We start from the raw sequence: 26,350 nt of genomic DNA on the forward strand, positions 1-26,350 counted from the left end.
CTCACTCGCCAACATAAACCGCGCGACCGGCCTCTCCCTGACCTTCAGCGCCGGACCGTAGCCCCTACCGCGCGAGCGGTTTAGTCCTGCGACCCACTGCGGACAATCAACTTACTCCGCAGCGGACGTTGCTTATTGATTGCAAGGACGCGAAGAATCGCCGAAAGCAGCAACGCTCGATTTATTCCGAAGAATACGAGAGGGATGAAGACAACTCGCGGTGAGCATTCGCCTGAGCGAGCAACGTATTCGCCTTGCCCTCAAGGGCCTCGACAGCGTCCGCGCCTGCGGCGAACCGCGCTGGAGGCTCATGCTGTGCAGTCAACTCCACTAGCGCTGCGGCAAGCTTGGCAGGATCGCCCCCCTGCTTGCCGTTCATGCCCTTCCACGCGGCCACGGTCTCAGCGGTGCGCGAGGCGTAGTCTTCGATCGAAAGCTCTGCATAGGTAGTTGAGTCTGCGCTCAGGAGATCTGTTCGGAAAAACCCCGGCTCTACCAGCATAGTGCGAATGCCAAAGGGAGCAATTTCCTGTGCCAGCGACTCCATCCATCCTTCAATGCCAAACTTCGCAGCAGCATATGCGCTACAGAAGACGAGGCCCGTAATCCCAGCCACCGATGAGAGCGTGACCACGAGGCCAGAGCGCTGCTTGCGCATCACCGGCAACACGGCTCTCGTAACGTTCATCGGACCGAACAGCAGTGTTTCCATCTGGCTACGAACCTGGCCTGGGCTAAGCTCCTCGAAGAAACCACCATAGAAGTTGCCGGCATTGTTGACCAGGACGTCAATGCGCCCGAACTTTTGAACGGCAGATTCGACGGCGGCGTTGGCGTCGGCCGGACTGGTCACGTCAAGGGGCGCAATCAATAGATTGTCATGATCGCCGATAGCGTTCCTAACCTTTTGAACATCGCGGCCAGTCGCCACAACGTAGTAGCCGGCCACCAGCGCAGCCTTGACAATCTCTACGCCCATGCCGCGCCCGGCGCCGGTGACAAGCCAAACTTTCCTGGTATTCATTGCACTGATCCTTTTGTGTGTTTGATGCCGAACCGGAACTCAGGCATCGGGATAGGAAATTCAATTCGACAGGTCCAGTGTCGCGCGTATGAGCTCGGGGAGGTTGCCGAAAACGCCGCTCTTCTTGCCTAAACTGACGAAGTACGCGCAAAACTTCGAGGGCGCCGCCCCATTGGAGTAAAGTGATTCGATCTTATTGGCGGGGGACATTTCTCATGAACCAAAGGACTTCCGATCCGTTTAATGTGCCAAAGGTCCGCACGGACGGCCTCGCGCAAGCAATTGCTCGCTTTGCCCAGTCTGACGGCGACTACGCCACGGCGATATCAGCCCTTTCCCTTCACCGCAGAAAGAGGCCAACGGAGCCATTGCATTGCATCTTCAGTCTAGGATTGGGCGTAGTTGCACAAGGTCATAAGCAAGCGCTGATAGGAACGGAGGTAGTGAACTACGGCCCCGGTCAGTCGATGCTGGTGAGCATCGACCTGCCAGTGATCTCACACGTCACCGGCGGTAGTGCTGAAGAACCAATGCTCGGCCTGATGCTCACGCTGGACAGCAGCCAGATTGCGAAGACAGCTGCGGAAATGCAATTGCCGGATCCACCTCGAGCACCCGCTTTCACGCCCATCACGATCGAAACGCTTGATGCCGCGATGGTTGACGTACTTGTTCGCCTGATCGAACTGCTGGATCAGCCGGTTTTGGCTTCACAACTAGCGCCGCTCTATCAACAGGAGATAGTCGTCCGACTCCTCGCTGGCCCGCATGGCCCTCAACTGAGGCACCTTGCAGCCAATGGATCACCGAGCCAACAAATCGCAAGGGCGGTTGCGTGGCTGAAGCAGAATTTTTCGAAGGATATGCGGGTAAATGAGTTGGCCGCTCACGCACACATGAGTCCCTCGACGTTCCGTCAGCACTTCAGAAGCATCACCGGAACAAGTCCGTTGCAATACCAAAAGCAGCTGCGGTTGCAGGAAGCGCGGCAGCTGATGCTCAGCTTGGGTGTCGATGCGGGAATCGCCGCGATGCAAGTTGGCTACGAAAGCGCCTCGCAGTTCAGTCGCGAGTACAGCCGGCTGTTCGGCGCGCCTCCACAGCAGGATGTGAAGCGGTTGCGCCTACAGTAATGTGCTTGTTTGTAAATTGCAGGGTGCAATTGTTGACGATCTCGCACATGCTCTCGAACGGCCGAAAGTGGCCGGAACGGGGCAAACGCCAATGGCTGGGCGAATGCGATCCGATGACGACTGTACGTTAGGTCGGTCGAACGCGATTTCGCTGCCCAAGAAAGCGTCGTGAGTGGACTATTTATCTATGTTCGCCCTGCGCCACGACGCGGCCTTTGCAGTTCGCGCGGCATGCCATCCGATGGAAAGGTCTGCCAATTCAAGAATCGTGCTGTCGAGCTCCAGTATGTTTTGCAAACTCACTACGACTGCATCGCTTTCTTGAGTGGGTTCCGATCCGGATCCGTGAAATTGCCATGCTCCGTCCTCGGCATCATGCGAGACGTATGAGATCCAATCGCCAGCAAACACGACTCTCCGGCTTGCTATCACGGCCACGTTTGACGGGTCACTGAAAGTCGACATTTCGCTTACATTGCCTTGAACATTCGGACGCAGATTGTCACCGATTCACGGCCCGCAGTCGACCGGCCGGTTGTGGCCGACGCCGGAAGTCTTTTCGAGGCGGTCCGTACTAGATCATCCGTGTCGCCAGCGATCTCCCGAGTCACTGAACTACCCCAGTTCGCTAAGCGAGGAAAGTGTAGTGATCGGCGTAGGAGTCCAAGGGCGCAATCGGCAGCCATTGTTGAGGCAGGAAAGGCGAATCGATTGTGACGTGGTAGCCATGTCGCCATGCGATCTTTGCGTAAATCACCGCGGGGGTGGAGATAAGGTCCGCGGTGAATCCACTCTCGTCGTTCGATCGAGCTGAGACCGCCCTGGGCGCGACGATCTGGCGAATAGCATCCTCCATGGCGGGAATATCGCCCAGTGCGAGCGCTAGATAAAACTGATGGTCAACTAGATATTTCTTTTCCCCACTTGCTTTTGGTGGTTCTGCAAGAACGCGCTCGCACCGATTTTTCAACCGCTGCCAGTCCCCCTGAATGGCAATGATTGCCTGATAGGCCCAAAAGTCGTGGGTCTTGTGATTCTCGGCTCGGCGCGGATCATAGGCCGAATCAAAATTAGCGAACCAATTCAGCAGGAAATCGTTGTCGGACAATAAAGGTTGGAGCAGCGTTAGCATTTTCGCACCGGGAGAAAACGTGTCACTGACCATTCGATAGGCCGTCCGGGTCAGGTTGCCCGCGACATAAGACCATTGTTTCGTTGCAGTCAGATCCTGATGGCGAAACCAGGCAACCATTGCGTTGGCCGTTGCATGCGACCCGAGAAACATCAAACACGCCCGCGGATCACCGGTGTCGGTCTCGATAAAGTGAGTCAACTCGGGTAAATTCGTGGCCATGGCGTCTATATGCCGCTCGATATGCACTAGCCTCTTTGATCTTGCCTCAAAATCACGTGCGGTCACTCCGCTCTCCGACTAATTGAATATGCTTCGCTGGGGTTCTGAAATAGACCCTTGTGCGCCACTTCGCTTTCCGCATCGCCGTTCGATCCCAAGCGCATGAAACGGTACTGCGGGAAAACCCAGCCGACGATTCGCAAGGGCGCCCCGATTGTCGACAATTCAGATGAAGTTGTCGAACGACTGATGATGGCCGTTTGTGTGAGGTCGCCAACGGCCGCTTACTGACATTCCAGTCCGCAAATTTGAAATTGACTGACTGACCGGTATGGAGCAAATTGTCTGACCGGGGGGGGCGATTTCTGCCAGATGGGCATCATTTTGCTCGGGACGTAACCTCGAGAGGCCGGGCCGGCCCACTGGTGACGATCGCCTCTGGCTAACGTGCTTTATTTCCGTTTTCTGAAGCGCCCCCTGGGTGGACCGTTTGGAACGGGGGGCATCAAAGTGCCCAGAATCGTACGATCTCGAGTGCGTACATCCTGCGCTTGCAGACCGCGAACTCGCGAGCACAAGCGACGATCAGCCGTGATTGTCGCGCGTCGATGCGCGGCAAGATGAGGATGCAGGATACTTGCTTGGCGAAAGCCCGCCCAATCTCCGGGTTGCCTGGGGCGAAGCTCGTGCCGCGCCTCGGCCTAGGGATTGACGGCCGCCAGCGCCTGGCTGTTGTCCGAGTACAGCAAATTGACGAGATGGTCACACATCTCACGCAGCTGCTCCGGATCGTGGTTGATTCGCTCCATCACCGCGAGTCCGCGCGTGAAGGTAATTATCATTTTAGCCGTCGCTTCAGGGGACTGGGCAAGCGATGCGCGGATCTCGTCCCGCGACAGCGCCTCGACGATCGCATTTTCCAGATTCTTGAGCAGACCGCGGACACTGTCCTGAATATTGTCGGCGGATGCGTCCGCTTCGATCGCACTCCTGGTCGTCAGGCAGCCGCGGGGCGGGACATGCGCGGTCATGCTGGCAATTGAACTCTCGAAAAACTGCTGCAGTGCGGTATGCGCAGATGGCGCATTCAGTGCCGCGCGCGTCTCTTCAAGTACCCGTGTCGCATATCGATCGAACGCAAGCTGGAAGAGCTGCTCCTTGCCGCCATAAGCGTGGTATAGCGAGCCTCGCTGAACATTCGCTGCTTCTGCCAAGTCAGCCATGGAGGTCGCTTTCCAGCCCTTTATCCAGAAGATTTCCAGAACCCTCTCGAGTACTGCGTCTTCATCGAATTGCCGAGTCATTGCCATAGGTCCGTCGCCTCCTTAAAAAAATCGTTGACCTGGGTGTCAACGTTGACTATTCTGACAATTATAGTTCAAATCGCGACAGGTCAAAGGCCAAGTTCGCGGACAACCCGGTGGTGAGTTGGAAGGTCGAGCAGACCAGCACTTCTGACCAACGGTCGACCGACGAAACAAATGAACGACAACAAATAAGCAATCCTCAAATTCAGCTTTGTAGTGAACAGAGAAGACTCTCGAGAGTCAACAGGCGTTCCTGGTCGCGTTGCCACCCGTTCCTCATCAAGAGTGACGGACGTGAGCGGTGAATGTCGATTGGGCGAGAGTCGGTTCTGTGTGCATGGAAGTTCGGCAGTCGGCACGTATTGGGCAACTCGCAGCTTCGTGATGTTCTTCTTTTTATTTACATTCATAAGGAATGCATATTATGACGAACGCAGTCGAATCGACAGTCAACGCAGACTCGAAACGTGACCACACACCGTTGGCAGACTTCGATGCCGAGATTGCTGCGTGCCTCGAGGCATCGCATCTGACGACGGAAACGAACCGCTTCTTTGTGGAAGCCAAGGCGGTGAAGTCGATCGAGCCGTTGGCCGCACTGGGTATCGCGCACGGTTGGCGCGAGATCACCAAGGCGTTCATGTTCACGTCGCTTGCAGGTCTGGGCCTGATGGCGTCCCAGGCCGATGCCGAGGCCCATCCGAACACCAATCTCCTGACTGCGATCCAGACCGTATTCCAGGTCATTGGTGACGACCTGTCCAACGTCATGTCGGTGTTCAAGGAAGTTGCCCCGGCCGGGCCGGCCGGCATGCACTACGCATGGTGGGAAAGTGCCATTGTCGATCCGCTCAAGGCGACGTTGGGCGATGGGGCGAATGATACGTCGAACCTGCTCGGACCGGGTGGGAAGCGACTCATCGAAAATATGCGCCAGCTCGCGCATGACCCGCTCGGTGCTGCCGTGCAACTGCGTGTCGTGGAGGCCATCGCGCTGGATATCACGGTGGCGTTCAAGCGTGTTTTCTCCAGAGTCGACGTTGACGGCGGTCGCCTGTTCTCCCGGCCGGAACACTTCCAATGGATGGATTCCCACATCCACGCCGAGGTCGAACATCACAAGGCAGTGAGCGACGACGATACGGGCACCACGGCAATCGCCGATACCGCGGAGAAGCAGGCGCGCATGTTGCAGCTCACCCGCACTTATGCAGCGTACTGGAATATCGCACTGAACGAGTTCGCCGATTTTCTCCACCTGTCCGGAGCACGAGCGCCCGTCGCGGCTGCCGCGTGACCATCGCCGTCCTGCCGACGGGGTGCGGAGTCGAAGTATCCGTTATGTGAATGGCAATCGGGCCGTGCGCTACACCTGAACGTTTCACCGACGACGTGTCGATAGAAGGCATGGTCGCAGGACTTTGATGTCCGCCCCAACCACAATGCGAAAACAAGTACTGGAGCATGACGATGCAGAACGCTACCTTCAAGCAGCAGTTTCTTGATAAAGGGTACTTTACCGTTCCAAAAGTAATCGACGCTGCCGGGCTGGACATTATCCGCAAGGCGGCTGACGACTGCATGAATGACACCACGGATCCGGGGCGCGTGACTGAAGTGGATGGCAAGACGGTTCGCGGACTCCACGGAGCCCACCTTCGCAACGAAGCGCTCGCAACGTTGTGTCGGCACCCGACCCTTCTCGGGGCGGCGAAGTTCGTCCTGGGCGAGGACGTATACGTCCACCAGTTCAAGCTCAACATCAAGGCCGCGTTCGTCGGCGATGTGTGGGAATGGCATCAGGACATGACGTTCTACCATCGCGAGGACGAACTGCCGGAACCGCAATTCCTGACCGTCGCCGTGTTTCTGGATGATGTTACCGAGTTCAATGCACCGCTGACCGTGATACCCGGGTCGCATGTGGACGGCTTCAAGGAGAGCATCAAGCATACAATCGACACGTACGACAAGCAGAGCGATTGGCTTAGCAACACGACGGCCAAGCTTCGCTACACCGTCGATCGAAACGTGCTGCGCGAGATGGTGCGCCTGCATGGCATGGACGCCCCGAAGGGGAAAGCGGGAGACATCGTCGTTTTTCACGCGAATCTGTTCCACGCGTCGGGCGTCAATATCTCTCCGTTCGACCGGCGCGTCGCATTCATTTCCTATAACAGCGTGAAGAACCTGCCGGTTCAGACGCGTCCGCCGCGCCCGGAGTTTCTTGCAGCGCGTGATTACTCGCCGTTGACACCTCGTGAGCTCAGTGATCTGTCGCCGCACCGGGACTGCCCGCAAGACGGTCGTGTGCCCGCGGAAGTGGCTAGCTGAGATAGAGAGGGCTGAACCATTGCCCGACGATGAGCCGATGGCCTCGGACTCGTGCGTCAGGCTGAATATAGGGTGACGTGTCCCGGAGTAGTGCATGGCGCGTCACGTCGGCGAATCGGATGCCAGTCAATATAGTTAGGAAAACGAATGACTTTGCCCAAATCGCTAACCAACGAAGGTGAGCTTCCTCGAATATCCGTACGAGCATCGTACCTGCGCTTCCCGAGATGGACGCAACCGCTCTGGACGCGCTTGACTGGCAAACCTCTCCCGAATGAGCAGGCGTGGTTCAGGCCCCATCCGGCGCTCTCCCTCAGCATGGATGTCCTGTTGGCGATCGGGACGTGCGCGGTGCACTTGTATCTTTTGACGTCTTCCCGAGATTGGCTTCGCATCCTGGGTTACGTCGTTGCGCCGATGGCGATGGTGTTCCTGGTCGGATTGCTCCGGAAGATTCAGGTCGTGTATGCGCATCATGCAATACACGAGACGCTTTTCAAGCGTGGGAGCAGGATGAATGGCCTTGTGTCGAAAGGCCTGACCATCTTCGTCCTGGCGCAGAACGAAATCGAGTACGAACAGGAGCATCTCGACCATCATCGGCGTTCGGTCTTCACGACGCGGGATGATGCGGATGCGTCCTTGCTGCTCAACTTTGGAATCCGTCCGGGGCGTTCCATCGCCGAACTGAATCACAACCTGATCAGCACACTTTTTTCGCCGGTCTTCCACCTCTGGTTCCTCAACTCTCGTGTCATATCGAACCTGAGGCGACCACTGATCGAGCAGTGTGTCGTGGTCGTGTGGCTTGTCGTGCTCGTCGTCGTCATGCCCGCGTGCTTTGGCGTGAATGCAACCGCGATCGCACTGTGGCTCCCGTTGACTGTTCTGCATCAAATGAGCGCGCTGCTGCAGTTTTCGACGGAACACGTCTGGCTTGTGGGTGCCGCGCCAGGCGTCCAGCAGGGCGTCTACGCGGAACGCTGCCATGGGCGTTTTTGCGGCGAATGCGTTCCCGGCGTGGATGGCGATGTCCCCTCGACCCGGGTGTGGCTTCGGTGGTGGTGCAGAACATTGTTCGTGCACATTCCCATGCGCGTCGGCGTCCTGGTCGGCGACCTGCCGGCACACGACTGGCATCACCTGGCGAGTGCCGTGGGTCACAGCCACAGGAGTTGGCCTGACGCGATATTCGAACGTCAACGCGCGATCGATAGCGGAAATTCCGCTGGCATGGAAGAGCGCGAGCTGTGGGGCATCGAAAACATGATCGCGCATGTGTTTGTCCACATGTCTCAAGCGTCGGAGTTGCCCGCCGAATCGGAGTTGGCAGCCGGCACGTCTCCCGAAAATGGTTCTTGAGCAGTCGAGGCCGCTAGCCCGTATCGAAATTCTCGTATCAACCCGATTCAAACGACAGGTCGAAAAAGATGGCATACGCAGACAACGCAAGCAAGTTCGTGGCGGTGATCAACCGCAAGCATCCGGCTCCGGTCGTGCTGAATGCGCTGGCGCACACCGCATTTGGCCTATCCGGCATTGCGGGTGTCGGCAATCTCCTGGAGTACCAGAACGTCGTGTGTGATTTCGCAGCGAAGATCGACGAATCTCCGTTCATCATTCTCGAGGCCAAGAACAGTAACCAGCTTCGTGTGCTGCTTTCCAACGTGAAGGAAACGTCGAGCACAAGCATCGCATACAACGTTTTCACGACCTCAATGATTGGCGCATCCGCCGCAGCACAGATGGAAGCAACGCGCACGGCGCTCGAAGAGGCACTGGACTTCGTCGTGGTGGTGATCTTCGGCGCGCGAGAGGGGGTGGAGGCACTCACGAAGCGATTCTCGTTGTTCAAGCAGTAACCATGAAGCGTACCGACACACGTCGGATCATTTGATTACACATAGTGAGAACGACATGGGATCGATAAAGGCGGTACCGGCGGCTTCAGGTTATGCGGCAGACCTGGATGCAAAGAAAGGGTGGGCGATGGTCCTGGCTGCCGCTACGTTGTGGGGAACCACCGGGATCATCTTCAACATACTCGGAACGTCGGCCGGGGCCAATGCTGTTTCGATCAGCTTCTTGCGACTGGCGTTGTCGGTGCCGTTTCTGTTCTTGATGGGACGGGTCCATTTGGGAACATGGTTCATTAGATTGACGCCCAAAGGCCTGATTGTGCTTGCGGGACTCGGTCTGGGCATGGCGTTCTACCAGCTGACGTACGTGCTTGCGATCGAGCGGGTCGGCGTGGCGATCTCGGTGCTGATCAGCATCTGCGGCGCACCGATTTTCGTTGCCTTGATCTCGGTCGCCTGGCTGGGTGAACGATTCAATGCGCAAACGATGATTGCGCTGGTCCTCGCTATCGTGGGCACGGTGTTTCTGGTCGGTCTTCCCTCGGACGTCGTTCAGGATGTTCGGCAATTCTGGATCGGCGTCGCGATCGCGGTTGCCTGTGCGGTATGCCAGGCCTTTTATGTCCTGGCTGCCCGGGCTTCAGGAAAGATCTGCAGCCCCATGCACGCGGGCGGGATTGGATTTGCCATTGGCGCATTGGCGCTGTTGCCGTTCGGTCTTCACGAAGGGCTGCAACTCAATTACACGATGAACGGCTGGCTGATGCTGCTTTATGTGGCCGCGGTGCCGACGGCGATTGCACAGACCCTCTTCCTCGGCGGTCTCAAGGGGACGGGCGCCGTCGGTGGTGCGATCGCGAGCTTGCTGGAGCCGCTGGTTTCCACGGTATTGGCCGTTTTGCTGCTGCACGAGCGGATGACCTGGTACAGCATCGTCGGGGCCGTGATTCTGTTGAGTGGGATCGTGATCATTCAGTGGACACCAGCGGAGCGAAAGCCCGTGCCGAGACATGTCGAGTGAACGATTTTCGAAGAGCGAGCGTAAACGTCAGTCGGATGTCCACGGGAGAATCGCGATGAGTTTTTACGACCGTCATGTCTTCGTCTGTACGAATGGGCGCGAGAACGGGGAGGCGTGCAATGACCACGGGGCATCGGAAATTTGCCAGTATGCAAAGAAGCGGCTGGCAGAGGCTGTTTCCCAGCACGCCCCCAGGATTCGAATCAATCGTGCCGGTTGCTTTGCGCGGTGCAGTGATGGTCCGATCGTCGTGATCTACCCGGAAGCTGTCTGGTATACCTACGTCGATAAAACCGATATCGATGAGATCGTCGACGAGCATCTGGTCAACGGTCGAGTCGTCGAACGCCTGCGAATCGACCCGTAACACGATAAGCAAGCGAGTTCGGTGCTGGTCGCGTATCGGGATGTGGATACCGTTACGAGTCGAGTCGTTTGCTTTTTGTGGCGCGCTGCTTCAGCAGGATCGATACGATGGCAAACACAGAGGGCATCTTCTGGATGTCACGATCCTTGAGGTCGACAAGGTCGTCAATCGATTCGGTCGAGCGATGTTCGTCAGCATCCTGTTTGATGCCGCCTTCCTCCAGCAATGTTGGGGATGCCAGACTATCAATCGCCATAGCCACGCGAAATTCCGGGCGTCCCGGAGCACTCCGCGGGGCTTATTCAACGCCTGCCCGCACGCGCCGCGGCAAACTCGCGACCATGTGAATGAGGGCAGACGTCCAATAACCCTTAACGACACCGGAAGTTCGCTGACGGCGACGACGTACTGGCCACTGCCGCGTGACAGCTTCGCATTGACGGCGCTGCGACGGGGTCGCCCGCGGTGACTCAATACTGGGCGGCGTCTCCTTATCGGGCCGGTACAAGATTTACTTCTGGAATGGAACACGTTTCATTTCGTCGGACGAAACGCAAGTCTGATAATAACAATTATCAGACTTGACGATGTTCGCAAACGTTTAGAAATTCGCGCGGAACGGATCTGGATCGGGCGAGGGCAGGGCGGCGCGAGTTGCCGCCCTGAGACGCCGTCCTGCGTGCGCCGGTTTCCGATGGCGGCCACGGCCCGCCAGGGGGGCTCGGGAAAAATATTTTCAGTTCGCTCTTTCAATAGCGTCCCTTCTGCCGATAACAACAAAACCTGACAAAAGGAGCCACATCATGCCGTCTGCTGCCGACCCATCCACCGGGGTGCGCCCCGCCCGTCCGTTTGCGGGTTTCACTATCCGGCGCGCGGGAGCGTCCCGCAGGCGTACCGCACCGGCGGCTGACCCGTCGGACGCGCGTCGCCGGCGACGTGAAGACGAAGCGACAAAACTCCCGGTTGACCCGCCCGTTCAGCCAACGGGCAAGCTCCGACGCCTCGCGCAGCGGCTTGTGATGCCCGTCACAATCGCTGTGTCTGTGGCGATGGTCTGGCTCATCTGCTGGCCGCAACTTGACGGGCATTACACGGGCGCCGGTCATACCGTCGTCGACGTAGTCCCGGACGGGCACGAAACGCAGGTCACGTTCGCTGCAGACGGCCTCGCGCAGTCGCCGGTGCCGACCGGGCTCGGGCATGCCGGGCGCCAGGAGGGGGTCGCGCGCGGTTTTGCCGCAGTGAAATTCGGACAGGCTATTGACGGCTATACGCTGGAGTTCCGTCCATTGCATGGCGCTGGGTACGAACTGGCAGGGGGCTGCCGCCGGATCGCGCTCTCCAAACGTTCCCCGCTCAGCCTGTTTGTCGGCGCGCACCCGTACCTGACGATCCTGCTGGCCACGGCAGGCGTGCTTGCGATCGTGGGCTATCTGCTCAACGCGAAGGCGGAGCACGAGCCCCAGATCATCGCGCCGATGTGGCTCGCGTATTTCGGAGCCATGTCCGCTTCAGTGGGCGTGCTGCTCTGGGCCGGGCAGGCGGGCATCTTCGGCTTCGATGGCGAACCGCAGACAGCGCTTGCGCGCTGGATTCTCACGGCCGCCGACGCCCTCATCGACGTCAACGCGGAGGCGACCTACCTGCTGGGCCTGATGGCGATCGTTGTCGTGCCCCAGGCGCTCGCATACCTCGCGGCCGGGGTGCTGAGCGGCGCGGCGCAGCGCCCGCGGTACGTTGTCTTCACCTGGCGGTACATCTCGCTGTTCATCGCCAAGGGCTTCTTCAGTGCGTCGGCGGTATCGCTGGCCGTCGTCATGGCTGGCAGCTGGAACGGCTGGCTGGGTCCGGACATCCTGCACGTGTTCGGCTACGCGCTGGGCTCGATGTGCCTGCTTCTGGTGGGCGTGCTGGTTTTCGCCACCGTCCCCGTCACGCAGCCCGAGCCTCGGCCTGTCTCCCGCGTGGTCCGCAAGGTCCACAAGTGGATGCGACGCAAGCTGCGCAAAGGCAAGGGCGACGTCGCCCGTCAGCTCGAACGCGAGGCGCGCAGCGTTGCACCGGAACAGCACGGCATTCTGGCGGCTACCCGGCGCGCGCTCCGCCGCGGCCGGTGAGCGCGGGCCGCGTCGTGGCGCAGGTGTCCTCTTCGCGCGCGACGCGGACGCTAGAATCGGGGCGTCGCCGCCGTAGGACGCAACAAAAATGTCACAGCAAAGACCAAGACGTGGCGGCGTTGCGCGCCACTGAGGTGACATTGCTTCCACTCCGAGCGCCATAGAAGCGTCACTTCGACTCAGTCCGCATTAAATTCGACACTTGACATCGCCGCGAGGATTGCCGAAGGTTCTGAGCCTTGGTCTGCACGGAAGCAGTTTCGTGAAAAAACGCAGCTATATCGCTAACACCGGTTAGCGACTGGTCCGCACTTTGGGGGGCGATGTCGACGCGTGCATGCCACCGTGAGTGGTTGCTCTCGGACGCAACGTCAGGCGCTAGCCGGCCATGAGCGGTCGTTCGCCATTGCGCTGTGTTGGACATTCGAACGTCGGCTATATCTGAAGTCCCGGTCGTTGAAATACCGGATGCAGGCCTATCGCTAACCCATAGTTCGGCCGTTGGAGTCAGCGTATCCGATCAGGGTGGCCTGCCCCATCGGCGGAGAACGTCCAGAATCAATTCCATAGGACACACACTGTTGAAGCGCTGGTGATCGCGGTGTGCGAGAAAAAAGTAGCCCGTTACCTAGTTTTGCCATGACCGGCTACCAGAACGGGTTGTTTGAGTTGCTCGGTAATCTTGAACTGCTTGAACGCCAACCGCGCTTTGCGGATCTCCACGTCATGGCCTAGTTCTCCAATCCACTCAGCGACTTGTCGTTGTGAGGTTTCGCAGCGCACCCCAATGACTACTTCACGCAGCATCAAAAGCTCGCCAAAGTCGGCGTAATATCGCCCATCCTTGTCCTTGTCTTGCAGTTCTGCCATGACCCGATATTCGTTTTCGTACCGCCACGCCTCAAACTTCGTGAGCAGCATGGCCTTCACCATCTCTGGAGTGACTCCGGCGTTGGGCGCCGAAGGGTCAATGTTGAAGTCGAGTCGATTCGGCTCATAGCTAACCCGCATTGCGAGTTCATCAGGAATGTCGAACCCGAGACAGATGCCATAGTGTTTCGCGCCGTAATGCGCCCACATGACCGGATTTTGCCAGTCGGTCGAAAAACAAATCACGCCACGCTGAGTGGACAGATGCCTGCGCAATACTTCAGCAACCTTTCGATGCTTCCGGGTTGGCAAAATATGAGGTACCAGCTCGAATGGATCATTCAATTCCTCGAAGAGCGAGATTTTCAAGCGGCGCTCCTCGATGCTCTTCTTTGCCCACTTTTCGGCCGTCAGGTAGTAAAGCCGCATGCAGGGCCTCCCAATAGTGGAAAGTTCGTGGATTGTCGCAACTTCTGTAGGTACAAATGTCGCTTACGGCAAGACGATCAAATGTTAAAAATCCATATCTGCAGCACGATCCCAAGCCGATTGTTCATGCTCTATGAACGCTTTCATGTCCTCGGCTGAGGTCATCGCGGCCGCGTAGGTTCCATCGGCTGCGTAGGTCAGGATGATCGGCAATTCGGTATCATGCAGATACACCCGGGCAGGTTCGCGCTCATCAGACCAAACATAATCAATGAACAAATCGATGAGGATAAGGGCATCCTCTTCTCGGAATGCAATTCCCGCCCCTAGTCTGTATTTTCGGCTTCCTGCCTTGTGAGGCAAAAATACAGGAACTGCTCCTGCGCCTGAGTGAAATCGATATGCCTCGCCCCGCTTGCCAAAAGCACCATGTGCCGTGAAGTTGCGCAGCTCGTATCGGACTTCGCTCAATTTGTCGAAATACTGCTTCGCTTGTTTCTCGTTCAGATTGAAAACTGCTTTGTACTTCGCCGACCATTCTGCCTGAGCCAAGACGGTGATTTCGTCAGCTGTCGTAACACGGCCTAAGAGGATTGCGATGTGGATGAAGACGTGCTCCGTCCAACTATAGAACGCGTCAATTGCTGCAAGCGCAAGCCATCGCGCCTCTCGCCGTAACTGCGTGCTAACGTACATCGGCCCAACATAACCCACCGCTCCCGGTTTTGTAGCAATACGTTCATGGGCTCGCGCTTGTGCCGCGGCCGCTTTTGCCTTGAAGGTGTCAGCTAAAAATTTGTAGCGCTCAAACAGTTCGCTACTATTATTCGTCACATTCACGGCGGAGCGCGCGAGGGCCTGATTTGCCAGCCATTCAAAATAAGGCTCAGCCTTTTTTATGGCTTTTTGAATCCGAATAACGACCTCGCGAATCACATCTTCTTTGCTCTCGACGTCATCCGCGAAAACACCCAATCCCATTTTGCGATGCTCGATCAGGAACACGTGGCCCTTATATTCAACCGGTATCGACCACGCCACCTTGTCACCCTGTCCAAGGTTATGAAAGCCGAGCAATCCGACGAGAAGAAAATAGACCAGATAGTATTCAGGTAATGCGCGTCCGGCGTTGGATCGGCTACCACCATAAAGAGCGCGAAAATCGGTGATCTGTCCTGGTCGAACTTCGCCCAAAGCTCGACGAGCTGCGTCGCGTACAAGAACAAGGTCGGCCGAAAGCGTATACTCGTTGGTCATGGCTTTAAGTGTGCTGGACAATCTCTGCAAAACTATACAGCGTGATTCTCCGCCTGAGGCCGTATAGAAGTTTTCCTCGGTTCACGCGTTGTTATACCTTGATTCGGTGTGTGAATCGTCGACAGTTTTTGACGGCCAGAGCGGCAAGGTATCGGTCGGCGAACTCACGGACGGCCGTAAGGCCTCGGAAGTCGCCGTTGCGTGCGATCAAGGGTTACCGGCTGCAGTGGGTCGACAACGGCGGTTCGCGGGCAGCAGCGAACGTGCTGGCCATGGCCGCATCTCGGGCTTCACATTCACAGGACCGCGCCGGGTCCGGCGCGCGGTGACGCAATTATTGTCGCAACGTCCAGTATTAGCGTGAACTAGGCAATATGGGTGCGGTAGTTCCGCCGACGATCATCGGCTAAGGATTCCGAACCCAAGGCATGCTCCTTGCGGCTGTGGGCATCGTAAGGGTCGGTGCTTCCTCATAGGTGCGCTGCGGCAGAGGCGCACGATTCGAAACTCGACAGGCACCCGCATCCGCATGAGCATGCCGACAAGGGAGGTTGAGCGATGTCCACCGCCAGGCGACAGAGGTCCGCTTCTGCCGGGACAGGTAAAGTGGCCGATAGCGACTCCATGCTTGCGCGATACGCTCAAAAACGCAACTTCGAGACCACGCCCGAACCCGCTGCCCATAACCAGCCACCACGCCGGAAAAAGGGCGCACCGTCCTTTGTGATCCAGAAACATTGGGCCAGCCATCTGCACTACGACTTCCGGCTTGAAGCCGACGGCGTTCTGCTTTCATGGGCCGTACCGAAAGGCCCGTGTTTCGATCCCAAGGTAAAACGCATGGCGGTCCATGTGGAGGATCACCCTGTCGAGTATGCGGATTTCGAAGGTACCATCCCGGCGAAGCAATATGGCGCAGGTACTGTCGTCATCTGGGACCGGGGGACGTGGGAGCCGCAGGCAGACACCCAGGCGGGCATGGAGTCCGGAAAGCTCGTCTTCCAGCTTCACGGCGAAAAGCTCGCGGGCCTGTGGGAGCTGGTCAGAACATCGAAGCCCGGCGACCGGCAAGATAAGTGGCTGCTGTTCAAGAAGCGCGACGAATGGGCGCGGCCGCTGTCCGACTATGACGTCGTCAAGGCGCTGCCCGACAGTGTGGTGACGCACCCCTTAGGACTGCTCGAGGATCGTGAACCAAAAGTGACTGCGCCCAGCAAGGCTGACGCGGCGCTGCCCGAGCTCCCGGCAGCGGCGAGCGCTCCTCTGCCGGCGAAGCTTGAGCCGCAGCTTGCAACGCTGGCTGCGTCGCTGCCCTCAGGCGGTGACTGGATCACCGAGACCAAATTCGATGGCTACCGGCTGCTTGCCCGCATCGACGGCGGGGACGTACGGCTTTTTACCCGCGGCGGTCACGACTGGGCCGCGCGGTTTCCCGTTCTGGTCAAGGAGCTCAAGGCGCTGGACGTAAAGGGGGCGTGGCTCGATGGCGAGATCGTCATGCTGAAGGACGGCCTGCCGGACTTTTCGGCGCTCCAGAACGCGATGGACGCCCGCACGAACCGCGACATTGTCTATTTCCTGTTCGACCTGATGTATCTCGACGGCCTGGACCTCAAAAAAGTGCCGCTGTGGGCGCGCCGTGCCTGGCTCTCGGCGCTGCTTGAGAACGCCGGCGATCACCTGCGCCTGAGCGAGGCGTTTGACGCGCCCGCTGCTGCGGTGTTTGAAGCCGCATCCGGCCTCGGCCTGGAAGGATTGATGCTCAAGCGACGCGATGCCCCGTACGAGTCGGGCCGCTCGCAGTCCTGGCTGAAGGCCAAGGCACGTCTGCGTCAGGAACTGGTAGTGTGCGGCTTCACCGCGCGCGGCGGCAAGGACGGCGAGATCGGCAGCCTGCTTCTGGGCTATTACGACGACGCCGGAAAGCTGCACGACGCCGGTAGCGTTGGCACCGGCTGGAATTCCCGTACGGCGCGCGACCTCTGGGGACGTCTTGCCCCGCTGGAAATCAAGTCGACGCCGTACGACGTCACCGCGGCGAGAGCTCGCCGCTGGTCGAGGCGTGCATCGGGCGCCGAGCGCTGGGTTGAGCCGCACCTCGTCGCCGAGATCGAGTTCGCCGAATGGACTGCCGATGGCGTTGTGCGCCAGGCGTCGTTCAAGGGGCTGCGTCTGGACAAACCGGCGCGCGCCGTCGTGCGCGAGGGGGGCAAGACGAGCGCGCCGGCACGGCCGACAGCCGTAAAGATCACCCATCCCGAGCGTATCGTCGACGCATCCAGCGCAATCACCAAGGCCGACCTCGTACACTACTACGCGAGCGTGGCCGAGCGCATGCTGCCTCACCTGAAGGACCGGCCAATCGCGCTCGTACGCGCGCCGTCGGGTATCTCCGGTGAGCTGTTTTTCCAGAAGCATGCAGAGCGGACCGGCCTGCCGCGTCTGACCGTGCACGAGCGCGCCCTGTGGCCAGACCATCCGCCTCTGCTCTCGGTCGATACGGTCGAGGCGCTGCTTTCGGCCGCGCAGATGAACACCGTCGAATTTCACACCTGGAACTCGACGGTCGAACGCATTGAGCGGCCCGACAGGGTGATCTTCGACCTGGACCCCGGCGACGGCGTGAAGTGGGCGCATGTCCAGGAGGCTGCGCTACTGGTGCAGACGCTCCTCGGCGAGCTTGAGCTGAAAGCGTGGCTGAAGACGAGCGGAGGCAAGGGCCTGCATGTGGTTGTTCCCCTGACTCCGCGCCTGGGATATGCGGCAGTCAAGGAGTTTTCGCAGGCCTTCGTGCGGCACCTGGCGAAAACGATCCCGCAGCGCTTCTCGGCAACGTCAGGACCCGCGAACCGTATCCGCAAGGTCTACGTCGACTATTTGCGCAATGGCGTAGGCCAGACGACGGCAGCGGCGTTTTCGGCGCGGGCGCGCCCGGGCATGGGCGTGTCGATGCCGGTCGCCTGGGAACAGTTGCCAGAGCTCAGGAGCGGAGCCCAATGGAACGTTCAGACGGCGCGCGAGTATCTCAGCTTCCAGTCCGTTGATCCGTGGGCGGATTACTGGTCGCATGAGCAGTCGCTGTCGAATGCGATCAAGCGTCTTAAATAGACCGGCCGACGTCTGCGGCGGTGTGGAGACGACATGCCGTCGTGGGCGGAGAAGCGCATGCGAAAGTTGGTGAGCTTCTACGTGGGGAGCCAGAGGCGGCGAAATCGACACGTTCGCATCGGAACTGCACCGGGCGGTCGCGAGCGAACTGTTGCTTGTCGACCTGGATTGGGAGGCGTCTCGCCGCGCAGTGGTGCAGGCAGCATACCGTCGCCGTGTCGCTCGCGGCATGGCAAGCGCATGATCGGCGCTTTTTCGCGAACAACCGCGAACGAATGCCTCCGTCCGCGTAGACTGCTATGTCCTTGAGGTCGACTTCCTCTTGATCACTACATTTCCCCGCCAGACAAGTAATCCGGCGATCACCAGCGAAATAGCAAGCGTGATGTACAAGTAGAGATCCTCCAGTGATTCATCGCCGTAGAAGCCGAGCATTCCTCCGAGTCGGGCGTAATTTAGCGCCATCGATTCGGAGAAGGCGACGTGTCCGAAGCCCCACATGCACGCTGTAGTGATCGCCAAAACGAGCACAAGATTTAGAGCGGATTTGAGCAGTTTCATTTGACGTCGATCGTACCGTACGCGACGCCTTTGCCTCCGGGTAAAGGCATTGGCGTGCTTGCCTTCAGCGCTGCCCTTAACCGGGCAAATGCGCTCGGGTCCGCGAGCGTGATGCAGCCCTCGCTCAGATTTCGGGGGCCGCGTGGGTGCAGACGGAAATTCCCTCGTTTCACGCCGTCGATAAAGACCCAGTCGGACTGCGTACGTGCATTGTAGAGCGCGAACCAGGTGCTTCGGTCAGTCCCATAGAGATGGTCCAGCAGGAAGTCGCGGAGGTGCGTAAAAGGGCCGCCGGAACCACGATCGACAATGTAGTAGCGGCCAGTCGGCAACGGCCCGACGTTCGGGGTAGCGATAGCGCTGGCGTTATCCTTTCCCGCACCGTCCCCGGAAAAGGCCGCGAAATCTCCTACGCCTTGGCAAGTCAACTTCGACATCGACTGCCCGTTCAGTTCGAATGTGCAGGAAATAGCCACCAGTTCGCCTTTCGAGTGAGATGAATCATCCGGATTTTATCGCGGTCCTGATTTCAGGGAGCACGCGTTTGGCATAATGTGAGCCATTGTTTGAGATAAACTGACACCCGTTTCGCATAAAACAAAAAATCATTTCGGGTATCGTTAAATATTCTGTCTTCAATTTGTATAAAAGGTACTCACTGATCGTATGAGTTTGTTCGAAAAAATCCAAAGCGATCCGCCGAGCTGGGCAGGCGAGAAGATCGCAAGCTGGGAGGACGTATTCACGGACGAAATGGCGAACTTCGTCGTGCGCGAGACGGTTGAACGCGGTGCTTACGTCGACATGCGCGATGTGATCGGTCAGAGTGGGCACTATGAGGGTCAAACTTGGCTGGAGGCGGCGGTGAGCCCGCGCTATAAGCCGTCGAAAATGACCCGTGCGTTCGCTATGTATGAGAAAAATCCGGACTACTATTTCAACGGTCAACTTGTGGGGGATGACTGTATCGTTTTAAGTTCGCTTAACGGCAGCGGGTGGTACACCGACTCTGGTGGTAACCACCGAACTGTTGTTGCGAAGTTTGCGTGCGACAGTCTTTTCAGGGACGCCAAGGTAAAAGGCGAATATCCACGAATACATGGCGCTTTGACCCGAAAGTATGAAGTTGATCTGGAATCCAAAGCGTTGTACGGGGAACTATTAAAGTTCGCGGGCAAAGGCATTTCGATTTTACTCGAGCACAGCGAATCTTCTAAAACGACCTCCGTGGGCGTTACAGTCACGGCCTACGAAACCACGTTTCAGGTGAGCGATTTCAGGTTCAACAGTGCCGGCCGGTCGCAGAAGCTGGGCGCAGCCCAGTTCCGGAAGTTCGCCCGACATCTGTTGGCCAGCGATGGCAAGGTGTCCGGATGGGACCGTCTACGACATCTATGGAAGGGCGCTGTACGAGGGGAGTTCGACGGGTTGATTTATCCGGAATGAGGCAAGGACGCGAATTCTTGCGTCCGCCCAGGATCGTTGCAAAAGCACTGCAGCATCCGTGGTGGCGCCTTCACTATCTTCACTGTCCAGCGCCCGAAGCATTCGAGTAAGCGGCGATGTGTTCCTCGAGGTCCTTTGCCTGCATCGCGAGCCCCGATCTTTCAGCTTCGAGAAGTTGACCGAGCGGTGTCCGAAGTTGTGGGGTCGGGCGCCCGAGCCGGCTAACAACGAAATCGATTGCCGAGATCGCGTCGCGTAGCCGACCGCCGTAGACCGGCTCGTGGTGCGCGATACGGTTCCTCGTTTGATACACGCGCTCCAACTGCACTGCGATATCGGCTCGATGTTTTCACCGTTGTGCGAGACGCTCAGCCCGTCCAAAGAGTCGCGCTTCTCGATAATCGTCATGCCTTCGGCGGCATATTTCGGTATCCCTTTGTTCTCGGCGCAATTTTCCGGTTAGCCCGCGCTAGCCCGGGTGAGGCTTTGAGTTTCGGCCCGATATAAAACTTCTTCCAAATCAGAGACCTGCTGACTCCCACATCCGGACAGCCATTGTCTTGACGTCACCGAGCGTCCTCCAGCGCCGCGCCCTTTGAACTGGGGACGCAGGCATAGTTCGGGCCGGTCGTGGAAAGTCTTTTTATGGGCGGTCGCAGGGGAGGCGAGAGGCCCATACCCCCAGCAGACGTTGCCCTGCACGCGGCCAACGTCCATTCCCTGACTAGGGGAGGACGTTCAGCTCCAGACACTGAATTTCAATATCCAGAAACCGGCTCAGGTGTCCTTGCGCTGCTCAAATGTTTCGAATATATTGGAAATATGGAAGAGAAAGATATCATTCATGCCCTCGCGGCGCTTGCCCACGACCTGCGTCTGCGCGTGTTTCGCATGCTGATCGTGGCCGGACCGGATGGCCTGACACCCGGCACCATCGCGGCGCAGCTTGACGTGCCCAATGCGACGCTCTCCTTTCACCTGAAGGAGTTGATGCATGCGGGGCTCGTCACGCAGGAGCGCGATGGGCGCAGCCTGATCTATCGGGCAGCCTACGAGCAGATGAACGCAGTCCTTGGCTTTCTGACCGAGAACTGCTGCCAGGGGCAGGCCTGCCTGTTGCCCGGCAAAGATTCGTGCCAATGCTGACGGAGAAGAACCATGAAGCGGTTTCACGTCCACGTTGACGACATCGCGGCAAGCGTCGCGTTCTATTCGAAGCTCTGCGGCGCAGAGCCTGCGCGCATCAAGCCGAATTACGAAAAGTGGATGCTCGACGATTCCCGCGTGGACTTTGCGATCTCGACGCGCGGCTCGCAGGCCGGTGTCGATCATCTGGGTTTGCAGGTGGATGACGCAGCCGAGCTGGACGAACTCGCACAGCGTGCGCAGGAAGCGGATATGACGCTGCTCGACCAGGGGGAAACGACCTGCTGCTACTCGCGTAGCGACAAGCACTGGATCGTTGACCCGCAGGGTATCGCCTGACCTCTCTTCATTGAGCCTCCCCATGAACACCCCCAACATCGCGGCAGCACGCAGACGCGCGTCTAAGCCGGCCATCAGCTTCTTCGAGCGATATCTGACCATCTGGGTCGCGCTGTGCATCGTCGCTGGCATCCTGCTCGGCCAGGCGCTACCGGGCGTCTTTCAGGCGATTGGGCGCATGCAATACGCCCAGGTCAATCTGCCGGTCGGGCTGCTGATCTGGGTGATGATCGTGCCGATGCTGGTGAAGGTCGATTTCGGCGCGCTGCATGAAGTGCGTCAGCACATCAAGGGCATTGGCGTCACGCTCGTCGTCAACTGGCTCGTCAAGCCGTTCACGATGGCGTTTCTCGCGTGGCTCTTCATCAAGCACCTGTTCGCACCGATGCTGCCCGCCGCGCAACTCGACAGCTATGTGGCCGGGCTGATCCTGCTGGCCGCTGCGCCCTGCACGGCAATGGTGTTCGTCTGGAGCCGCCTGACGGGCGGCGATCCGCTCTTCACGCTTTCTCAGGTCGCGCTCAACGACAGCATCATGGTGGTCGCCTTCGCGCCGCTCGTTGGCCTGCTGCTCGGCATTTCGGCGATTGCGGTGCCGTGGGCGACGCTGCTTGCTTCGGTCGCGCTCTACATCATCATCCCCGTGATCCTTGCGCAGATCCTGCGCAAGATGCTGCTCGCGCGCGGCGCGGCGGCATTCGATGCGGCAATCGCGAAGATCGGCCCGTGGTCGATCGCGGCGCTCCTTGCCACGCTCGTGCTGCTGTTTGCCTTCCAGGGCGAGGCCATTCTGAAGCAGCCACTTTTGATCGTGCTGCTCGCCGTGCCGATCTTGATTCAGGTGTCTTTCAATTCGGCGCTGGCTTACTGGCTCAATCGCGCGGTCGGCGAGAAGCACAACATCGCGTGCCCGTCCGCGCTGATCGGCGCGTCGAACTTCTTCGAGCTGGCCGTCGCCACCGCCATCGGCCTGTTCGGTTTCAACTCCGGCGCCGCGCTCGCGACGGTCGTGGGCGTGCTGATCGAAGTGCCGGTCATGCTGCTCGTGGTGCGCATCGTCAACCGCTCGAAGAACTGGTACGAGTGCGTCTGAACGTTACGGAAAACAATGCAATGAGCAAAGTCACCATCTATCACAACCCGGACTGCGGCACCTCGCGCAATACGCTCGCGATGATCCGCAACGCGGGCATCGAACCCGTCGTCATCGAATATCTGCAAAGCCCGCCGTCGCGCGAGAAGCTCGTCGAGCTGATCGCGCAATCGGGGCTGAGCGTGCGCGAGGCGTTGCGCGAGAAAGGCTCGCCCTACGCCGAACTGCATCTGGACAACCCGGCATTGAGCGACGACGAGTTGCTCGACGCGATGATGGTGCACCCCATTCTTATCAATCGTCCCTTCGTAGTGACGTCGATGGGCGTGCGCCTGTGCCGTCCGTCCGAGCTCGTGCTCGAGATCCTGCCCGACGCGCAACGCGGTGCGTTCACGAAGGAAGGCGGCGAAGTGGTGATCGACACGGAGGGCAAGCGTGTCCGCTCCGGCAACTGATCTTACGACCGAGCTTCCGCAGGTCGATGCGGCGCTGTTTCGCATACCTGATATCCAGCGGCTTCAGGCAACAAAGGCTTCTTCGCACGCGCCCCGCATCCTGCTGCTTTTCGGTTCGCTGCGCGAGCGCTCGTTCAGCCGGCTGCTGAGCGAAGAAGCCGCGCGTCTGCTCACGGCGATGGGCGCCGAGGTTCGCACCTTCAGCCCAAGCGGACTACCGCTACCCGACGATGCGCCCGACACGCACCCCAAGGTCGCCGAGTTGCGCGAGCTAGTGCTGTGGTCCGAAGGCATGGTGTGGTGCTCGCCTGAGCGTCACGGCGCGATGACCGGCATCATGAAAGCGCAGATCGACTGGATTCCGCTTTCGGTGGGCGCAGTGCGGCCGACGCAGGGCAAGACGCTCGCGGTGATGCAGGTGAGTGGCGGTTCGCAGTCGTTCAACGCCGTCAATCAGATGCGCGTGCTCGGGCGATGGATGCGCATGCTGACCATCCCGAACCAGTCGTCGGTGGCCAAAGCGTTCATGGAGTTCGATGAGGCCGGCCGCATGAAACCATCGGCTTATTTCGATCGCGTCGTGGATGTCATGGAAGAACTGGTGAAGTTCACCTTGCTCACGCGCGATATCGGTCCGTATCTGGTCGATCGCTACAGCGAGCGCAAGGAGAGTGCCGAGGAACTGATGAAGCGGGTGAATCAGAGCAGCATCTGATTCGCGCCCTTGGCCATCATGCAGTGCACCGCGGTCAATTGGTAGCGCAATGCCGATGTTCGCTACTGGCCGGAGTTCTGCATCATTCCGGGGCTGAGCGCGCCCGCGAGATTTTAATGGTATCCACCTAAGCTCATTTCATCGTGATTCGGAGACGGCGTTTGTTGGCTGTACCGTGACGGGAGCGACGCGGATCGGACATTTCCGCAGTGGGAGCAATCGGATGGAATGCGGCAATCTAAAACGTCTGAAGACCGTGATGTTGGCGGTGATATCTGCGGGCTATATGGCGCAGACACGTTCGGTCCCAACGCAGTCTGGTGGGGTATCCGTTGGTGCCGCAACGCTTTCGCATGGTGAGGCACCTGCAATCGTGACGGATTTTGCGAAGCTTGTCGGAGAAAGCGGCGGCGCCGTGGTTCACATCAGGGCGACTGGGACACAGGCTAACACCGGATAGGGTGAACTTGAGGGCATGCTCATGGCGACTCCTATGCGCCGACGTTGCACGGGCAGGTTCGGATCGCGAGCGGCTCGCGGCAGCCTTGCCGCAAGCCATTGTTGACGAGCCCGAGAGGCGTCGCTTGGTGGGTAATCTGGAACGAACTGATTACGATAGTTAAATGCACTGTGACTCAGTTTGTTCGATTTCACGATTGGGCCATGCGCCCGATTCGCCGCGCGATTTCAACGCCCTCGGTCGTCAGCCTGTATCCCAAGCTCAGCGGCGGCGTCACGAACTCGACGAGGCTTTCCTGCAGAAGTCTTGCGATGTCAGGGTCCGGCAGCGTGATCTGGCCGGACCAGCTGAACAGTACCAGCAACATCGCCATTTCATGGTGACTGAGTAGCCGCTGCATCGCTCGCCTTGTCGTCAAAGGCTCGCACCATGGAGCCGACCGTTATGCACGAGATCGCCGCCCCGCGCGCGAACGCAGCGCCATCTTTACGGCTGGATCCGAAGTGACGGAGCGGCCAGGCTCTCGTGCTGGCTATAGCTTGCGATTGCAGCAACGTGCCCCGGCAGAAGAGGCCAGTTGGTTTTGCTGCTGGATCGTGAATCCTGTGCTGGTCGTGAATCCTCTATCAATGTAGGCGCGGCGACTTAAAGAAGACTTAAATCAAGCACGAGGGAAAATTTGGGGCTTATCCTCACATCTCGTGCGCCGAAAACAAGCCCGACGAGCAAGCGGGCAATTGAAACATGCGTCGCCATCGAGGACATGGGAAGCAGATATCTGCTGCTATTTCCCGGATGAATGGAAAATGAAATAAGTCATCATGTTGTGACGGAATACCAATGCTATCGGCGAAATCTCCACATTCTCTTTATCCCACGACCGCCAAAAAGTGGTGGCCTTCTGGCGATACGGGACCTACACTTTTGATGCAGGGTGCCTTTTCACGCGCAACCCGCCAGGTTCTGGAGTCCGTCATGAAGTCAAAAAGATACTGCGCCGTGCTTGCGATGCTGATATTGCTTGACGGTTGCCATTCAGCGTCGACGACGCCATCGTCGAATGGCATGGCAAATATGAACGCAGTGGGAACACAGCCTGTTCCCACTGCGACAACGATGACCGACGAACTTGGCGATCCGAATAGCCCGCTCGCAAAGCGAAGTGTGTACTTCGACTTTGACAGCTATACGGTCAAAAGCAGTGATCTGCCGTTGCTGCGAGTGCACGCGGACTACCTGCGACGCCACCCCATGCAGCACATTCTCATTCAGGGCAACACGGACGAGCGGGGCACAGATGAGTATAACCTTGCACTCGGTCAGCGCCGCTCAGAAGCGGTGTTGCACGAACTCGAATCGCTCGGTGTTACAGACTCACAAATGGAGGCAGTGAGCCTTGGCAAGGAGAAGCCTCTTGCGACGGGACATGACGAGGCCTCATGGGCGCAGAACCGTCGGGTCGATCTCGTGTACCACCGATAAATTCGAGCGGCCATTACAGGCAACAATTTTTTGACATGGACGTCAGCGAAGTGGAACGCATGACGTATGCGATTCGGACAGTCTCTCCAACTAATAGTTTCTTCAATTTTGTATAGTTGGATCCAGAAACAGAGGTTGATCCAAGCGTAGAGACGAAACGAACCTTTGTGGATAAGTTATGAGCTCAATTGCGTTCTCGCAATCTCCAACGCACCCGAGTGTTGGAGGCTCATTTGATACCGCCGTCTCTCCCCGGAACGGCGGTTTTTTTAATTACGTAATCCAGACATTTAACTCGCTGTCATGTTGAACCCGCAGTTGGCTGTCAGCCGGACACGCGCTTGCTGAGCATGCGCAAAAAAGAGGCCCCGGTCATATTTCCGGGGCCGTCGAAGGGCGATCCCGGCAGCAATCCTGAATTGACTGGCCTGCTGCGCAGCGAATCACCTGCGTGAAAAATCAAGGCTAGG

24 protein-coding genes and 1 pseudogene are annotated in these 26,350 nt (G+C 58.5%); 16 read left to right on the forward strand and 9 right to left on the reverse strand.

All coding sequences use genetic code 11. The features are described 5' to 3' along the window. Positions 1-181: 181 nt before the first annotated feature. Positions 182-1,024: an SDR family oxidoreductase gene (locus tag F4827_RS32230; protein WP_183732597.1), complete on the reverse strand. Its 843-nt coding sequence runs from the start codon at positions 1,022-1,024 to the stop codon at positions 182-184. A 215-nt stretch (positions 1,025-1,239) separates the two neighbouring features. Here F4827_RS32230 and F4827_RS32235 point away from each other — a divergent pair, with 215 nt between their 5' ends. Next, positions 1,240-2,157 (forward strand): AraC family transcriptional regulator, encoded by a 918-nt coding sequence (locus tag F4827_RS32235; RefSeq protein ID WP_183732594.1) that lies wholly within the window; start codon positions 1,240-1,242, stop codon positions 2,155-2,157. Between the two features lie 628 nt (positions 2,158-2,785). Here the strand turns inward: F4827_RS32235 and F4827_RS35925 are convergent. Next, positions 2,786-3,577, reverse strand: coding sequence for an Imm49 family immunity protein (locus F4827_RS35925; RefSeq protein ID WP_183732591.1), 792 nt, complete (start codon positions 3,575-3,577; stop codon positions 2,786-2,788). 635 nt (positions 3,578-4,212) lie between these two features. Then, positions 4,213-4,821 carry a TetR/AcrR family transcriptional regulator gene (locus tag F4827_RS32245; protein ID WP_183732588.1) on the reverse strand — a complete coding sequence of 203 codons (609 nt, stop codon included), beginning with the start codon at positions 4,819-4,821 and terminating at the stop codon, positions 4,213-4,215. 421 nt (positions 4,822-5,242) lie between these two features. On the opposite strand from F4827_RS32245, the gene F4827_RS32250 reads away from it, so the two are divergent. From F4827_RS32250 to F4827_RS32275, 6 genes are all read left to right on the forward strand, one after another. Then, a complete protein-coding gene (locus tag F4827_RS32250) occupies positions 5,243-6,115 on the forward strand; it encodes a DUF6202 family protein (RefSeq protein ID WP_183732585.1) in 873 nt (290 codons plus the stop codon). A gap of 173 nt (positions 6,116-6,288) precedes the next feature. Beyond that, positions 6,289-7,152 carry a phytanoyl-CoA dioxygenase family protein gene (locus tag F4827_RS32255; RefSeq protein ID WP_183732582.1) on the forward strand — a complete coding sequence of 288 codons (864 nt, stop codon included), beginning with the start codon at positions 6,289-6,291 and terminating at the stop codon, positions 7,150-7,152. Between the two features lie 318 nt (positions 7,153-7,470). Next, positions 7,471-8,514: a fatty acid desaturase gene (locus F4827_RS32260; RefSeq protein ID WP_221303901.1), complete on the forward strand. Its 1,044-nt coding sequence runs from the start codon at positions 7,471-7,473 to the stop codon at positions 8,512-8,514. A gap of 98 nt (positions 8,515-8,612) precedes the next feature. After that, a complete protein-coding gene (locus F4827_RS32265) occupies positions 8,613-9,014 on the forward strand; it encodes a DUF2000 family protein (RefSeq protein WP_183732576.1) in 402 nt (133 codons plus the stop codon). Positions 9,015-9,069: 55 nt separating this feature from the next. Continuing rightward, the gene (locus tag F4827_RS32270) at positions 9,070-10,032 is read left to right on the forward strand and encodes a DMT family transporter (RefSeq protein WP_183732573.1); all 963 of its coding nucleotides are present in this window, start codon (positions 9,070-9,072) and stop codon (positions 10,030-10,032) included. Between the two features lie 55 nt (positions 10,033-10,087). Then, positions 10,088-10,399 carry a ferredoxin gene (locus F4827_RS32275; protein WP_183732570.1) on the forward strand — a complete coding sequence of 104 codons (312 nt, stop codon included), beginning with the start codon at positions 10,088-10,090 and terminating at the stop codon, positions 10,397-10,399. A 52-nt stretch (positions 10,400-10,451) separates the two neighbouring features. Here the strand turns inward: F4827_RS32275 and F4827_RS32280 are convergent, their stop codons facing one another. Next, the gene (locus F4827_RS32280; protein ID WP_183732567.1) at positions 10,452-10,661 is read right to left on the reverse strand and encodes a hypothetical protein; all 210 of its coding nucleotides are present in this window, start codon (positions 10,659-10,661) and stop codon (positions 10,452-10,454) included. Positions 10,662-11,421: 760 nt separating this feature from the next. Between F4827_RS32280 and F4827_RS32285 the strand changes: the two genes are divergently transcribed. Further along, positions 11,422-12,519 carry a hypothetical protein gene (locus F4827_RS32285; protein ID WP_183732564.1) on the forward strand — a complete coding sequence of 366 codons (1,098 nt, stop codon included), beginning with the start codon at positions 11,422-11,424 and terminating at the stop codon, positions 12,517-12,519. Positions 12,520-13,143: 624 nt separating this feature from the next. Here F4827_RS32285 and F4827_RS32290 read toward each other — a convergent pair. Together F4827_RS32290 and F4827_RS32295 are read right to left on the reverse strand one after the other, a co-directional pair. Beyond that, complete coding sequence (locus F4827_RS32290; RefSeq protein WP_183732561.1) at positions 13,144-13,818, reverse strand: DUF2971 domain-containing protein; 675 nt, start codon at positions 13,816-13,818, stop codon at positions 13,144-13,146. An 84-nt stretch (positions 13,819-13,902) separates the two neighbouring features. Further along, positions 13,903-15,075 carry a hypothetical protein gene (locus tag F4827_RS32295; RefSeq protein WP_183732558.1) on the reverse strand — a complete coding sequence of 391 codons (1,173 nt, stop codon included), beginning with the start codon at positions 15,073-15,075 and terminating at the stop codon, positions 13,903-13,905. A gap of 558 nt (positions 15,076-15,633) precedes the next feature. Between F4827_RS32295 and ligD the strand changes: the two genes are divergently transcribed. Further along, the gene (gene ligD, locus F4827_RS32300; RefSeq protein WP_183732555.1) at positions 15,634-18,183 is read left to right on the forward strand and encodes a DNA ligase D; all 2,550 of its coding nucleotides are present in this window, start codon (positions 15,634-15,636) and stop codon (positions 18,181-18,183) included. A gap of 297 nt (positions 18,184-18,480) precedes the next feature. Here ligD and F4827_RS32305 read toward each other — a convergent pair whose 3' ends face one another. Continuing rightward, positions 18,481-18,744: a hypothetical protein gene (locus tag F4827_RS32305; RefSeq protein WP_183732552.1), complete on the reverse strand. Its 264-nt coding sequence runs from the start codon at positions 18,742-18,744 to the stop codon at positions 18,481-18,483. Then, a complete protein-coding gene (locus F4827_RS32310) occupies positions 18,741-19,181 on the reverse strand; it encodes a DUF2778 domain-containing protein (protein ID WP_221303902.1) in 441 nt (146 codons plus the stop codon). The genes F4827_RS32305 and F4827_RS32310 overlap by 4 nt, the downstream gene beginning before the upstream one ends. Before the next feature lie 229 nt (positions 19,182-19,410). On the opposite strand from F4827_RS32310, the gene F4827_RS32315 reads away from it, so the two are divergent. The 6 genes and pseudogenes from F4827_RS32315 (at position 19,411) to arsH (ending at position 23,938) form a co-directional block, all read left to right on the forward strand. Continuing rightward, positions 19,411-20,190, forward strand: a complete 780-nt coding sequence (locus F4827_RS32315; protein ID WP_183732546.1) for a hypothetical protein — start codon at positions 19,411-19,413, stop codon at positions 20,188-20,190. Between the two features lie 822 nt (positions 20,191-21,012). After that, entirely contained in the window at positions 21,013-21,336 is a 324-nt protein-coding gene (locus F4827_RS32320; protein ID WP_183732543.1) for a helix-turn-helix transcriptional regulator, read from the forward strand. A 12-nt stretch (positions 21,337-21,348) separates the two neighbouring features. Next, positions 21,349-21,672, forward strand: a pseudogene (locus tag F4827_RS32325) (VOC family protein); the annotation flags it as partial. Between the two features lie 25 nt (positions 21,673-21,697). Then, positions 21,698-22,768: an ACR3 family arsenite efflux transporter gene (arsB, locus tag F4827_RS32330; protein WP_183732540.1), complete on the forward strand. Its 1,071-nt coding sequence runs from the start codon at positions 21,698-21,700 to the stop codon at positions 22,766-22,768. A gap of 20 nt (positions 22,769-22,788) precedes the next feature. Continuing rightward, positions 22,789-23,223: an arsenate reductase (glutaredoxin) gene (gene arsC / locus F4827_RS32335; RefSeq protein ID WP_183732537.1), complete on the forward strand. Its 435-nt coding sequence runs from the start codon at positions 22,789-22,791 to the stop codon at positions 23,221-23,223. Then, positions 23,204-23,938 carry an arsenical resistance protein ArsH gene (arsH, locus tag F4827_RS32340; protein ID WP_183732534.1) on the forward strand — a complete coding sequence of 245 codons (735 nt, stop codon included), beginning with the start codon at positions 23,204-23,206 and terminating at the stop codon, positions 23,936-23,938. The genes arsC and arsH overlap by 20 nt, the downstream gene beginning before the upstream one ends. Before the next feature lie 650 nt (positions 23,939-24,588). Here the strand turns inward: arsH and F4827_RS32345 are convergent. Beyond that, positions 24,589-24,765, reverse strand: coding sequence for a hypothetical protein (locus tag F4827_RS32345; protein ID WP_183732531.1), 177 nt, complete (start codon positions 24,763-24,765; stop codon positions 24,589-24,591). A gap of 608 nt (positions 24,766-25,373) precedes the next feature. Between F4827_RS32345 and pal the strand changes: the two genes are divergently transcribed. After that, positions 25,374-25,880, forward strand: coding sequence for a peptidoglycan-associated lipoprotein Pal (gene pal / locus F4827_RS32350; protein ID WP_183732528.1), 507 nt, complete (start codon positions 25,374-25,376; stop codon positions 25,878-25,880). Positions 25,881-26,350: the final 470 nt, after the last annotated feature.

The sequence above is a fragment of the Paraburkholderia bannensis genome, from assembly GCF_014200455.1.
Classification (GTDB): Bacteria; Pseudomonadota; Gammaproteobacteria; order Burkholderiales; family Burkholderiaceae; genus Paraburkholderia; species Paraburkholderia bannensis_A.

Bases quoted from the DNA above. Each gene is read 5' to 3' on its own strand.
- F4827_RS32230 (WP_183732597.1), bottom strand. From the start codon at position 1,024: ATGAATACCAGGAAAGTTTGGCTTGTCACCGGCGCCGGGCGCGGCATG.
- F4827_RS32235 (WP_183732594.1), top strand. From the start codon at position 1,240: ATGAACCAAAGGACTTCCGATCCGTTTAATGTGCCAAAGGTCCGCACG.
- F4827_RS32245 (WP_183732588.1), bottom strand. From the start codon at position 4,821: ATGGCAATGACTCGGCAATTCGATGAAGACGCAGTACTCGAGAGGGTT.
- F4827_RS32250 (WP_183732585.1), top strand. From the start codon at position 5,243: ATGACGAACGCAGTCGAATCGACAGTCAACGCAGACTCGAAACGTGAC.
- F4827_RS32255 (WP_183732582.1), top strand. From the start codon at position 6,289: ATGCAGAACGCTACCTTCAAGCAGCAGTTTCTTGATAAAGGGTACTTT.
- F4827_RS32260 (WP_221303901.1), top strand. From the start codon at position 7,471: ATGGATGTCCTGTTGGCGATCGGGACGTGCGCGGTGCACTTGTATCTT.
- F4827_RS32270 (WP_183732573.1), top strand. From the start codon at position 9,070: ATGGGATCGATAAAGGCGGTACCGGCGGCTTCAGGTTATGCGGCAGAC.
- F4827_RS32275 (WP_183732570.1), top strand. From the start codon at position 10,088: ATGAGTTTTTACGACCGTCATGTCTTCGTCTGTACGAATGGGCGCGAG.
- F4827_RS32285 (WP_183732564.1), top strand. From the start codon at position 11,422: ATGCCCGTCACAATCGCTGTGTCTGTGGCGATGGTCTGGCTCATCTGC.
- F4827_RS32290 (WP_183732561.1), bottom strand. From the start codon at position 13,818: ATGCGGCTTTACTACCTGACGGCCGAAAAGTGGGCAAAGAAGAGCATC.
- F4827_RS32295 (WP_183732558.1), bottom strand. From the start codon at position 15,075: ATGACCAACGAGTATACGCTTTCGGCCGACCTTGTTCTTGTACGCGAC.
- ligD (WP_183732555.1), top strand. From the start codon at position 15,634: ATGTCCACCGCCAGGCGACAGAGGTCCGCTTCTGCCGGGACAGGTAAA.
- F4827_RS32305 (WP_183732552.1), bottom strand. From the start codon at position 18,744: ATGAAACTGCTCAAATCCGCTCTAAATCTTGTGCTCGTTTTGGCGATC.
- F4827_RS32310 (WP_221303902.1), bottom strand. From the start codon at position 19,181: ATGTCGAAGTTGACTTGCCAAGGCGTAGGAGATTTCGCGGCCTTTTCC.
- F4827_RS32315 (WP_183732546.1), top strand. From the start codon at position 19,411: ATGAGTTTGTTCGAAAAAATCCAAAGCGATCCGCCGAGCTGGGCAGGC.
- F4827_RS32320 (WP_183732543.1), top strand. From the start codon at position 21,013: ATGGAAGAGAAAGATATCATTCATGCCCTCGCGGCGCTTGCCCACGAC.
- arsB (WP_183732540.1), top strand. From the start codon at position 21,698: ATGAACACCCCCAACATCGCGGCAGCACGCAGACGCGCGTCTAAGCCG.
- arsC (WP_183732537.1), top strand. From the start codon at position 22,789: ATGAGCAAAGTCACCATCTATCACAACCCGGACTGCGGCACCTCGCGC.
- F4827_RS32345 (WP_183732531.1), bottom strand. From the start codon at position 24,765: ATGTTGCTGGTACTGTTCAGCTGGTCCGGCCAGATCACGCTGCCGGAC.
- pal (WP_183732528.1), top strand. From the start codon at position 25,374: ATGAAGTCAAAAAGATACTGCGCCGTGCTTGCGATGCTGATATTGCTT.